Origin of the sequence: Stagnihabitans lacustris (assembly GCF_025950525.1) — a bacterium.
Taxonomy (GTDB): Bacteria; Pseudomonadota; Alphaproteobacteria; order Rhodobacterales; family Rhodobacteraceae; genus Stagnihabitans.
Genome location: NZ_JAPDGS010000012.1, coordinates 51,662 through 62,658, shown reverse-complemented (window position 1 = coordinate 62,658; position 10,997 = coordinate 51,662). Strand labels below are relative to the sequence as shown.

Below are 10,997 nucleotides of genomic sequence, written 5' to 3'. Positions count from 1 at the left end.
GGGGCGTCGCCAAGCGGTAAGGCATCGGTTTTTGGTACCGACATTCCCAGGTTCGATCCCTGGCGCCCCAGCCAATCCTTTCCTTGATGGATGAAATCTCCCGCTTGATGCAGGTCAAGGCGGGCGATTGCGCTGCTTTGTAGTCTTCGGACCAAGGCAACCGGAAAGGAGATCATGATGTCTGCGAAGATTCTTTGCCCGACGGATGGCACGGATCACTCCATGGTGGGGGTGACAAAGGCAGCGGAGCTGGCGCGGCTGACCGGGCGGCCCTTGCGGTTTTGCGTGGTCAATATCGCGCATGGCGGGGTCAAGGGGCCGACGATCAGCCATTGGACGCCCGATCAGGTCCGCGAGATCCTGGACCTTGCGCTGACCAAGGCGCGCGGCGATGGGGTCGCGGATGTCGACGCCATCGAGCTGATCGCGCGGGAGCCCGGGCCCGCCATCGTCGCCTATGCCGACCAAGAGGGCTTTGACCAGATCGTCATGGGCACCGGCGACAAGCAGGGGCTGAAGCGGCTGGTTCTGGGCTCGGTTGCGGCTTCGGTTGCGGGGACGGCGCATTGCTCGGTTCTGGTGGCGCGGGCGGGTTAGGCGTTCACCAAAGCCAAGGCGGCGCGGCGGAAGGCGGTGGCAATCTGGCGCGCCTCTGGCTCTGGCAGGGTTTCGGCCATGGCGCGGTCCATGAGGGCAAGCCAGGCCTCGGCGTCCTCTGCCCGGATCGCGACATGGGCATGGATTTCGCGCAGCGACATATGGCCGTGGCGTTCGGCGTAATAGCGCCGCCCGCCAAAGAAACCCGACAGAAAATCAAAGGCTTCGGGGCGGACATGGTTCAAGCCATGGCCCTCCAGATGCATCTGGAGTATCCGCGCGCCCTGCGCATCGCTTTCGACCAGGTCGTAAAACCGCGTGACAAGGGCGCCCAAGACGCCCTCTCCGCCGATGCGGTCGATCATCGCAGAGGGGGGCACGGCCGGGCTCAAGACTGCGGCCGGGACTTCTTCGGGTCATAGGCCGACAGCGACGTCAGCCGCGCGGGCAGGCGTTTCTGCTGGCCGTCCAGCTTGCCGACCTCGACCGCGGTTCCGGGCTCGGCATGGGCGATGTCCATCCGCACCAACGCAATCTGTTTGCCCAGCAAAGGCGAGCGCATGGCCGAACAGACCTCCCCCACCTGCGCGCGGCCGATGTAAAGCCCGTCGCCGTGGCCGATGTCCACCGCGGCCTCGACCTCCAGCCCCAGGAAACGGCGCGCCGGGGTCTCTTTGCGGCGGATCAACGCGTCGCGGCCGATGAAATCGTCGGGCTTGGACTTCAGCGGCACGGTAAAGCCGATGCCGGCCTCGAATGGGTCGGTCTGGTCGCTGAAATCATAGCCGGCAAAGATCAAGCCCGCCTCGATGCGGACCATGTCCAGGGCGGCAAGACCCATGGGGGTGACGCCCTGGGCATGGACGGCGCGCCAGACTTCGGCGGCATCCTTGGGGTGGCAGAAAATCTCGTAACCCAGCTCGCCGGTATAGCCGGTGCGGCTGACGACCAGGGGCGGGCCGTTGACATCGCCCAGTCGTGCCACGGTGAACCGGAACCAGCCCAGTTCGGCCACAGCGGTCTGAACCGGCGCGGTCCAGATGATCCGCCCCAGAATATCCCGGCTGTCGGGCCCCTGCACCGCGATGTTGTGCAACTGATCGGTGGAGGATCGCACCATGACCTGCAGCCCCAGCTTTTCGGCCTGCTCACGCAGCCAGACCCCGCCGTAATCATCCCCGCCGATCCAGCGGAACTGGTCGCGGCCCAGGCGAAACAGCGTGCCGTCGTCGATCATCCCGCCATGGGGATAGCACATGGCCGAATAAACCACCTGCCCCACCGCCAGCTTTTTCACATCCCGCGTCAGCACCCATTGCATCAGCGCCTCGGCATCCGGCCCGGTGATCTCGAACTTCCGCAGAGGGGACAGGTCGATCATCGCGGCCTTTTGGCGGCAGGCCCAGTATTCCTCCAGCGGGCTTTGGTTGGCATAGGAATTGGCCAGCCAATAGCCGCGGTATTCGCTGAAATTCCGGGTCAGGGCCGAGGTCTCGGGGTGAAAAGCGGTCTCTTGGGTCATGCGGGGGGCGGCCTCTGGCGTGGGGCGATAGGCGACCGACCTTTGAAAGGGCTCGGCGCCGTCATAGATGCGGATGTGGATGTCGGACAGATACCAGCCATTCGCGGGCGAGGTGTCATCGGGGCAAGACGAGTTCACGCAGACCAGATCGGTCAGGGCGCGCAGAAGGACGTAGTCGCCCGGACGGCTCCAGGGTTCGTCGGCCACCAGCACACCATGGGCGTCGATGGCGGTGTTGAAAAAGAAATTGACCGCCATCCAGCCCGGGCGCTGTTCAACGCCATGCGGCGTCAGGGCCGCGTTGAAATTGTCGGAACAGTTGGCATGGCCGGGATAGCCGATGTCGTCGTAATATTTGGCCGCACAGGCCATGGCAAATGCGTCATGGCGGCCGACCGTGTCCTGGATCACCTCGACCAGGGGTTCCCAGTCCTGATCATAGTATTTCGCGTGCAGCCCCGGAGAGCTGTAGGCATGCCCCATCAAGGTGCGTGAGGTCGTGACATCCAAGGGACGCTGCAAGCCGCGGTCCAGCTTGCGGGCGGAAAAGCATTGAAAATCCGTGCATTGGCGGCCATCGACGTCGATGATCTGGATGTAATCGCCGGCCTTGACGTGATAGGCCCGCGCCGTCGCCGAGGCCACGCGGATATCGGCAAGCGGATCGGCCAGCGGCTCTGGCAGGTCATGCAGCGCAGCCCAACCCGGATCGGCGCGCTGGATTTGCAGGATCAGGGGGGTCAGCGTCGCTTGGCCGGAGGGGTCCATCGCGGCCCCGGGCGCGGCCACGATCAGGAAGCCCTTCTCGGTCGCGGTAAACTCGGCCGTGGTGCCCGCCCGCGTGTCCGGCCCGAAAAGCCGCAGGCTTCGCGCCGTGGTCAGGTCGATGCCGCGCCGCGCAAGCCCCTGATGCAGCCGCGCCATGCCCGGGCCACCCGCCTGGATCAGCGCGCGCAGCCCTTGGCCCGTCTGATCCATCCGCACCCCGATGACCGCGCCGTCGATCTGCCCCCGAGCGGTGGCGGCCAGAAGTTCGGCCTCCTGGCCGCCCTCGGGGTTCAGGACGGTGATCTTGTCGCCCTGATCCAGGTCCACCAAAAGCGCCCCGCCGCCGGGGATCTCATACCGCTCATGGCCTGAACGGCGCGCAAGGTCACGGGGCGTCAGGATGCGGCTGGGCTTTGGCGGGCCAGCGGTGACAGTCGGCAGATCGAGCATTTCATTGACCGGAAAATATGTTCACTGATAGCATATCAAAGACGCAAAAGCGTTCAAGTCTGGTGAGGGGCGATGCTGGCATTTCTTCTGGGTCTGGTGGCGGCGCTGGGATGGGGGACACATGATCTTTTGGTCCGCCGCGTGGCGCCCGGGGCGCGGGTCTTGCCACAGATTGCCGTGGTCATGACGCTTGCGGCGCTGGTCGTGCTGCCTTTTGGGGTGATCTGGGGCGATGCCTCGCGGGTGACGGCGGGGGCGCTGGGATTGGCGGGCGGGTCGGGGGTCGCCTATTTCGCGGCCTCGCTGTGCCTGTATCACGCCTTTGCCCGGGCGCCGGCACGGGTGGTTGCCCCGGTGATCGGGGCCTATCCGCTGCCCGCTTTGGTCTTTGCGGCGGTTGCGGGGACCACGGTCAGCGTGTTGGATTGGCTGGCGGCGGGGTTGATCGTGGCGGGGGTCGGCGCGGTCGCGGTCTTTGGCCACGAAGGGGGCGCGGCGCGGCGGGGCGCCTTGCCGCTGGCGCTTTTGGCCTGCCTGGGCATGGCGACGGCGTTCGCCCTTGGCCAAGCCGCGACCGGGGCGCTGGACCCTTTCCTGGCCCCGACGCTGGCGCGCTGTGCAACTGCAGCGACGGGGCTGGCCTTGTTGATGCTGCAGCCTGCGGGGCTTCGTGCTGCGCTGCGGCAATTGCCGATCCTGGCGGGGATGGGGGCGCTGGACGGGTTGGCCTTGACCGCGGTGCTTGCGGCGGGGGCCCTGCCGATGGCGGTCTATGCCTCGGTCGTGTCGTCCTTGTTCGGCATGGTCACGGTGCTGCTGTCCTGGGTCTTTCTGGCCGAGAAGGTCACGCTGAAACAAGGGCTTGGCATCGGCCTAGTCTTTGGCGGCCTGGCCCTGCTTGCGGGCTAGACCCCCATCTTAGACCCCCGTCTTAGCCCCCCCTCTTAGACCCCCGTCAGCCCGCGTGAGGCCCGGCGCCGTTCGTCCCGAGGCGACAGGCCAAAGGCCGCGGCATAATCGCGCGCCATCAGTCCCGCACGCAGATAGCCGACCGAGGCCGCAATATCCTCTAGCCCCTGATCCGAATACAGCACCCTTTGCCGCGCCTTGGACAGCCGCAGATGGCGGTAATAGCGCAGCGGGCTTTGCCCCGTCTCGCGCTTGAACAGCCGTTCGAAATGGCGCGGGCTCATCTCGACCGCCTGAGCCACGTCGGGGATGCGCAATGGGTCCTCGACATGGGCGTCAAACAGCCGGATCGCCTCGCGGATCGCGCGCGGCATGGCATCCGAGGTCGCAGGCGCGCCCTGAACCGGGACCTTTTGCGCCGCATGATCCGCGCGCAGGACCGGATGCTGGAACCAGCAGGCGACTTCGGTCATGACCTGGGCCCCCAGGCGCTCTTCGATCAGGCGCAGCATCAGGTCAAAGACCGCGCCCGCCCCCGCCGCGGTGAACCGCCTGCGGTCGCGGGTGATCACGGCGGGTTCGGCCGTGACGCCGGGGAACTCTGCCTTGAAGGCGCTGTCGTAACACCAATGGACCGAGGCGCGGTGGCCGCCCATCACCCCCGCCCGCGCCAAGGGAAAGACTCCGCCGGAAAAGGCGCCCAATGTCACCCCCTCACGGTCCAGGCGGCGGATGGTCGGCGTGCTGCGCCGACCCGTAAAGCGCGCCAAAGGCGGTGCGATCAGGTAAAGCTGATCCAGATCGCCGGCCCGGTCCAGCCTGCGGTCGGGCATGAAGACCACCCCGGCCGAAGAGGCCACGGGGTCCGAGGTTTCGGCCAACAGCACCCAGGCGAAGGCGCGCGTCCCGGTGATCTCGTTGGCGGCGCGCAGCGGTTCTATGGCCTGGGTCAGGCAGGCCATGGGAAAGCCCGGAAACAGCAAAAACCCCAGGGTCAGCATCAATCGGGCCAGATCCCCGGGCTGGTGGGAGCGCCGTCGTCGTGATGCGACAGCCAGTCCGTCATGGCATCGCGGTTGCGCAAGAACCCCTTGTAGGCGGCAAGGTCGGGATGCACATCGCGCACCACGCGGTGCAGGCGGCGGCCCCATTTCGGCACCGTGACCAGGTCGTCAAAGCGGCCCAGATAGGCGCGGATCGAAAAGGCGATGGCATTGGACCGCGGCAGACGGAACAGCGACTGCAGCTCGACCCGCAGATGCAACTTTTCGCCGACATTCTGCGGCGTGACCGTCGTGCGCATCGCGCCCCATTCCGGATAGGTCTCGGGCGCGGTGTCCAACAGCGGGTTCACCGTCATCGTCCAGTTGAACCGCCGCACCGGCGCCCCATGCTGCAAGCGCAACAGAAACTTCAGCGCGCGTTCAAAAATGCCCTTCTCATGCGCCAAAGGCACCGGGGCGTGCCATTCAAAGAAGTTCATGCCGATGTCGAAATCCAAGCTCCAATCGGCCTGGGTCGTCACCATCCCGGCATCGACCCACAGGTTCTGGTCGCGCTCGTCCTGAAGCGTGAAATCGCCCTGAACCTGGCGGGTGATGTATTCCATCGGGCCATAAGGCAGGCTGCTGGCATCAAGGAAGGTAAAGCGCTGGTCGATCCCCAAGGGCTTGTTCACCCAATGCCAATCGTTGCCGCTGCGGGTCAGGGTGAACCACTGCGGGTAATCGCGGGCGAGGCTCTCCATCAACAGCTCCAGCAGGTCCCACCCCGCAAGCTCCATATGCGGCAGGCTTTGGCAGCGCAGAGGATCGCGCGCCAGAACCCGCGCCCGGTCGCGCATCTCGCTTACGTAATGCTCGTCGATGTCGAAGGCATGTTCAAAGACCGAGCCGGGCCGGGTGGACACATGCGGCTCGATATTGACCGAATACATGTAGTCGTCACGGTCGAAGGGAAAGGGAAAGCGCCTCACCGACTGAGGGGAGTTCGCAAAGGTGAAGTCGCCAGTGAAGGTCTCATCCTTGAAAAAGCTGCCGAAGTCGGGTTTCAGATCCAGCATGGTTCACCTGTCTATGGCAAGGGCGCGGCCGGCAAAGCGGCTGACGCAGGGCATGATCTTGGTCTTGTGGTCGGTAGGCGCAAGCCAGTGGTCGCGGTGGTCGATCTGACCGTCCAGGGTCACGACATCACATTCGCATTGCCCGCAGGCCCCGCCGCGGCAGAGGTAAGGGGCATCGACGCCCGCGGCCTCCATCGCCTCCAGCAGGCTTTGATGGGCGGGGACATGGATGCGCCGGCCAGAGCGGACAAGGTCGACATCGAAGGGCGCGCCGGGCTGGGGGGCGGTAAATTCCTCGAAATGGACGGCATGTTCGGCCAGGCCCAGTTCGGCCGCCGTGGCCCGCACCCATGCCAGCATCCCCTTGGGCCCACAGCAATAGACATGGGTGCCAAGGGGTTGGCGGGCCAATAGGTCCTTCAGCGGAATGAAGCTCTTGTCGTCGTCGTAATAGAACTGCACCGGGCCGCGCAGTAGATCGCCATAGGCGCAAAGCCCCGGGTTGCGGGAGGCGTAATGCAGCTCCCACTTGGCACCGATATGGCCCAGCTGATGGATCATCGCCTTAAAGGGCGTGATGCCGATGCCGCCGGCCAGAAACAGATGCTTCTTGGCCCGGCCATCCAGTGGAAAGAGGTTCACGGGATGCGAGATCACCATCTCTGTCCCCACGGCGACATGGTTGTGCATGTAAAGCGAGCCGCCGCGACCGGCGTCATCGCGCCGCACCGTGACCTCATAGCCCGTCCGGTCCTCGGGGTCGGAGGACAGCGAATAGGGGTTCATGCGGCGGGTGCCGTGGTCCTCCATCTCGACGACCACATGGGCGCCGCCGGAAAAGGCCGGGAGAAGCCCGCCATCACGGGGCACAAAGCGGAAGCGCTTGATCAGCGGGTTCAGCGCCTCGACCTCGGTCACGCGCACCTGCAGCTTGGCATTCATGCGAATTTCTCCACCGCAGGGGGGATGTTGCCCGGTTCCTCGGCGTCGATGCAGACGCCCTGAAAGGCCGCCAGACGGCGCGAGTAATGGTCGCGGACATAAAGGCTCAGGCCGCAATGGCTGCAGACAAACGGATCGGTCCGCACCGCCTCGGTGATCCCCTTGCAATGGACGCATTGCACGCGCCGCACCGTCGAGCCGCGGTGTTCCTTCTGGATGTCCTGATGCGGCACGCCTTGCGCCATCAGGTCGCGTTCGGCCTGCCCGATCAGCCCTTCCGACCCCGCAAGATAGCATTGCGTCCCGGCCTTGGCATCCAACAGCACCCGGGCCAGCCGAAACAGCAAGGTCGGCACCGAAGCCGCCCTTTGCGCCTGCGCCGCCCCCAGCGCCTCGATCACCGCCCAGTCATCCCCCCCATCCGGCCCCGGCGTATACAGCACATGGGCGCGCCCCGCGATCCCGGGATCGGCCGCGAAAAGATCGGCCACCGCGCCCGCCCCCGCCCCATCGGCAATCACCAGATGCGCCAGCCCCGGACGCGGGGCCAGCACGCCATAGACAGGTCGGCTCAGGATCGAGGGGGGCAAGCTCATCGTCGCGTCTTTCATACTGGCTCAAATACTCCCGCCGGAGGCGCCTTTGGCCCCACCGGCAGAGGGCTCACTTGGCGCTGCGGCGCTTTTTCTCGACGTCATAGAAGGGCAAGGCCGAGGTCTTGGCGGCGATCGGCCCATGGGTGCCGCAGCGGACCTCCAAAGCGCGCCCGTCGACCGCGCAGTCGACCGGCAGTCGGGCGATGGCCACGGTCCAGTCATTCAGCGGCGAATACATGGCTTGTGTGACGACGCCCACCTGTTTGCCACCGTCAAAGACCGGCGCGCCATTGCCCGGCACATTCTTGCCCTGCAGCTTCAGGCCCCAGATCTTGAACCGCTCACGCCCCTTCAGGCGGGAATGTTCCTCGGCGCCACGAAAGCCCACCTTGCCGGGGGAGACGGTGAAATCGAGGCCAAGCTCCCACAACGTGTCGCCCGGGCCTTCGTTTTCAAAGGGATACATCTCGGAATTGTCAAAGGGGAAGAACAGCAGGTAAGACTCGGTGCGCAGCATGTCCAGCGTGGTAAAGCGGCAGGGGATGATCCCCAAATCGGCGCCCTCGGTCAGGATGCGGTCCCAGACCTCGCCCGCGTCTTGACCGCGCACAAAGATTTCATAGCCGCGCTCGCCGGTGTAGCCCGTGCGCGACAGGGTGATCGGCTTGCCGAAAAGGCTGGTCGCCATATGCGACATATAGGGAAGCGCACGCACGCCGGGGATGTGACGCTCCAGGAAATCGACGGCCAGGGGGCCTTGCAGCGACAGGTCATGCAAGTTGTCATCAAAGCGCAAGGACACATCGCGGCCCGTTGCGGCCATGGTCAACTGCTCATGCCCCTGACCCGACCCATGCACCACCATGAAGCTGTTTGGCCCCATGCGATAGATGATGCAGTCGTCCACGAACTTGCCCGCATCGTTCAACATGCACGCGTAAACCGCCCGCCCTGGCATCAGCTTTTCGACGTTGCGCGTCGTGGCCCGCTCGATCACATGGGACGCCGCGTGCCCCGTCACATGGACCTTTTTCAGCCCCGAGACATCCATAAGCCCCGCCTTGGTGCGGATCGCCATGTATTCGGCATCCGGGTCGCTGTCATAGCTCCAGGCCGTGCCCATGCCAGACCAGTCTTCAAGCTTGGACCCCAAGGCCCGGTGCCGGTCGCCAAGAGCCGAGAATCGCCAGGAATTCGTCATCGTTACCTCCCCGTTCGTGCTGATTTTGGCAAAGCTTGGCGGGGCGACCGGCAGAAATCAACACTATTATTCAACATTATTTCACCTCAGGGGATGGGCCCGGGATGAAAAAAGGGGCGGCGCAAGGCTTCTTGCGCCGCCCCCTTGGTCTGGCCCGGGTCTTAGCCCGGCAGGACAAAGAACCAGTCGGCCGCAAAGACCACCGCAACCCCGCCGATCAAGGCAAGATAGGGCAGGATGCCGGCCTTGCGCTCGCCAAGGTCGCCCTCTTTCAGGCCAAGGTCCTCATAGGCCTCTTTCGGGAACTTGCCGCCGTCCTGGATGTAATGGCGGAACCAGAAGACCGGGATGATCAGGGCGGCAAAGATCAGCCCCGACCAAAGCGCCCCGGAATAGCCCCAGACCTTGGCCCCCGCGCCCAGGAACAGCGCGTTGACAAAGGCCAGCACCGTGTTGACCGTCAAAAGCCAGGTCGGCGCCTTCCAGGGGCGCGCGATATGGGCCGAGTCGATGCGGTGAATCCAGCCGGCGTTCAGGTTCAGGAAGTTGAACAGGATGTAACCGACGTTGGAAATCGCCAGCACATAGAAATAGCCGCCGACATCCGAGGCCAGGGCCAGCAGAAAGACGTTGAAGGCAAAGTCGGTCCACATCGCCTTGTGCGGCGCGCCGTTGGCATTGACGCCCGACAGATACTTGGGCAGCCAGCCATCCTTGGACCCCTGATAAAGCGTCCGCGAGGACCCCGCCATGGCGGTCATGATCGCCAAAAACAGCGCCATGATCATCAAGATGACGAAGATCTGGGTGACGGCCTTGCCGCCGCCGATCATGTTGCCAAGCGCCTCACCGACGCCAGTGCCATCGACGATGCCGGTGGCCAGCATCCCCGATTGGCCCAAAACGCCCTGAAAGGCGAAGGGGACAAGGAAGAAAAAGACGATGCACAAGAGCCCCGAAAAGAAGATCGCCTTGAACGTGTCGGTGGCGGGGTTCTTCAGCTCGGAGGTATAGCAGACCGCGGTTTCAAAGCCGTAGGTCGACCAGGCCGCGATATAAAGGCCGCCAAGGACGAGGGTCCATCCCCCCACGCTCCAGTCCCCGTCCACGCCGGAAGAGGCCGCGGTCGGCGGCACAAGGCCCGTGACGTTCATATAGTCGATCTGACCGGTGAACAGCGGCACCAGACCCACCAGCAGCAAGGGCACCAGCACGATGATCGCCAGCCACTTTTGCGCCGAGGCGGTCGAGGCGATGCCACCGTGCTGGATCACAAGGATGACCGACATCAGGGCCACGCCCACAACGAAGGTCGAGTTGAAATGCAGCGTCCCAAGCGCGGGGACGGCGACGGAAAACGCCTCCCACGAGCGGAAGGCGGGGGTCAGCGCGGTCATGGCATCGGCGGTGGCCACGGCCTGGATCGCCTCGGGCGCGGTGACGCCATTGGCCGCGATATAGGCCACGACGGCCTCGGTCGTGGCGGTATAACTGGCAAGGTTTGCCGCGACCCAATCCAGCACCATCTGGCTTTCGGCCGCAGGAATGGGGAAAAGCGCGTTCAGGATATAGCCCGCCGCAATCGCGCAGCCCAAGGACAGCACGGGCGACCAGGCGAACCAGTTGCACCAGACCGACAGGGGCGCGATCAGCTTGGAATAGCGCAGCCAGGCCGTTGCCCCGTAAACCGAGGTGCCGCCCGACTTGTTGCCGAACATCCCCGCCATCTCGGCATAGGTGAAGCTTTGCAGAAAACCCATCACCATCGAGATCATCCAGACCGCAAAGGCCAGTTTCCCCGTGGTTCCGGCAATCCCCCCGATCGAGAACAGGACCAGCGGCGGCACCCCCGCCGCCACCCAGAACGCGCCCTTCCAGTCCAGCGCCCGAACCAACTGGCCCGAGCCTCCTTCATTCGACATCTGTCCACTCCCCTGTTCGTGGAAACCG

General features: G+C 64.8%; 10 protein-coding genes. 2 read left to right on the top strand and 8 right to left on the bottom strand.

The annotated features are described in order from the left end of the window. Positions 1-177 precede the first annotated feature (177 nt). Complete coding sequence (locus NX862_RS18235; RefSeq protein WP_264495370.1) at positions 178-597, top strand: universal stress protein; 420 nt, start codon at positions 178-180, stop codon at positions 595-597. On the opposite strand, the gene NX862_RS18230 is transcribed toward NX862_RS18235, so the two are convergent. Both NX862_RS18230 and NX862_RS18225 read right to left on the bottom strand, forming a co-directional pair. Further along, positions 594-962, bottom strand: coding sequence for a globin domain-containing protein (locus NX862_RS18230; protein ID WP_264495369.1), 369 nt, complete (start codon positions 960-962; stop codon positions 594-596). The two genes, NX862_RS18235 and NX862_RS18230, sit on opposite strands and share 4 nt — an antisense overlap. Positions 963-985: 23 nt before the next feature. After that, positions 986-3,337, bottom strand: coding sequence for a trimethylamine N-oxide demethylase (locus tag NX862_RS18225; RefSeq protein ID WP_264495368.1), 2,352 nt, complete (start codon positions 3,335-3,337; stop codon positions 986-988). Between the two features lie 72 nt (positions 3,338-3,409). On the opposite strand from NX862_RS18225, the gene NX862_RS18220 reads away from it, so the two are divergent. Continuing rightward, positions 3,410-4,246, top strand: a complete 837-nt coding sequence (locus tag NX862_RS18220; RefSeq protein ID WP_264495367.1) for an EamA family transporter — start codon at positions 3,410-3,412, stop codon at positions 4,244-4,246. Between the two features lie 35 nt (positions 4,247-4,281). Here the strand turns inward: NX862_RS18220 and NX862_RS18215 are convergent, their stop codons facing one another. The 6 genes from NX862_RS18215 to NX862_RS18190 form a co-directional block, all read right to left on the bottom strand. After that, entirely contained in the window at positions 4,282-5,247 is a 966-nt protein-coding gene (locus tag NX862_RS18215; protein WP_264495366.1) for a GlxA family transcriptional regulator, read from the bottom strand. Next, positions 5,247-6,308 carry a heme-dependent oxidative N-demethylase family protein gene (locus tag NX862_RS18210; RefSeq protein ID WP_264495365.1) on the bottom strand — a complete coding sequence of 354 codons (1,062 nt, stop codon included), beginning with the start codon at positions 6,306-6,308 and terminating at the stop codon, positions 5,247-5,249. The genes NX862_RS18215 and NX862_RS18210 overlap by 1 nt, the downstream gene beginning before the upstream one ends. A 3-nt stretch (positions 6,309-6,311) precedes the next feature. Then, on the bottom strand, positions 6,312-7,250 hold the full coding sequence (locus NX862_RS18205) for a PDR/VanB family oxidoreductase (RefSeq protein ID WP_264495364.1): 939 nt from the start codon (positions 7,248-7,250) through the stop codon (positions 6,312-6,314). Continuing rightward, entirely contained in the window at positions 7,247-7,846 is a 600-nt protein-coding gene (locus tag NX862_RS18200; protein ID WP_264495363.1) for a dimethylamine monooxygenase subunit DmmA family protein, read from the bottom strand. Before NX862_RS18200 ends, NX862_RS18205 begins: the two co-directional genes overlap by 4 nt. A 67-nt stretch (positions 7,847-7,913) precedes the next feature. Then, on the bottom strand, positions 7,914-9,047 hold the full coding sequence (locus NX862_RS18195; protein WP_264495362.1) for an aminomethyl transferase family protein: 1,134 nt from the start codon (positions 9,045-9,047) through the stop codon (positions 7,914-7,916). A gap of 161 nt (positions 9,048-9,208) precedes the next feature. Continuing rightward, the gene (locus NX862_RS18190) at positions 9,209-10,969 is read right to left on the bottom strand and encodes a trimethylamine N-oxide permease (protein WP_264495361.1); all 1,761 of its coding nucleotides are present in this window, start codon (positions 10,967-10,969) and stop codon (positions 9,209-9,211) included. Positions 10,970-10,997: the final 28 nt, after the last annotated feature.

Bases quoted from the DNA above. Each gene is read 5' to 3' on its own strand.
- NX862_RS18235 (WP_264495370.1), top strand. From the start codon at position 178: ATGTCTGCGAAGATTCTTTGCCCGACGGATGGCACGGATCACTCCATG.
- NX862_RS18230 (WP_264495369.1), bottom strand. From the start codon at position 962: ATGATCGACCGCATCGGCGGAGAGGGCGTCTTGGGCGCCCTTGTCACG.
- NX862_RS18225 (WP_264495368.1), bottom strand. From the start codon at position 3,337: ATGCTCGATCTGCCGACTGTCACCGCTGGCCCGCCAAAGCCCAGCCGC.
- NX862_RS18220 (WP_264495367.1), top strand. From the start codon at position 3,410: ATGCTGGCATTTCTTCTGGGTCTGGTGGCGGCGCTGGGATGGGGGACA.
- NX862_RS18215 (WP_264495366.1), bottom strand. From the start codon at position 5,247: ATGCTGACCCTGGGGTTTTTGCTGTTTCCGGGCTTTCCCATGGCCTGC.
- NX862_RS18210 (WP_264495365.1), bottom strand. From the start codon at position 6,308: ATGCTGGATCTGAAACCCGACTTCGGCAGCTTTTTCAAGGATGAGACC.
- NX862_RS18205 (WP_264495364.1), bottom strand. From the start codon at position 7,250: ATGAATGCCAAGCTGCAGGTGCGCGTGACCGAGGTCGAGGCGCTGAAC.
- NX862_RS18200 (WP_264495363.1), bottom strand. From the start codon at position 7,846: ATGAGCTTGCCCCCCTCGATCCTGAGCCGACCTGTCTATGGCGTGCTG.
- NX862_RS18195 (WP_264495362.1), bottom strand. From the start codon at position 9,047: ATGACGAATTCCTGGCGATTCTCGGCTCTTGGCGACCGGCACCGGGCC.
- NX862_RS18190 (WP_264495361.1), bottom strand. From the start codon at position 10,969: ATGTCGAATGAAGGAGGCTCGGGCCAGTTGGTTCGGGCGCTGGACTGG.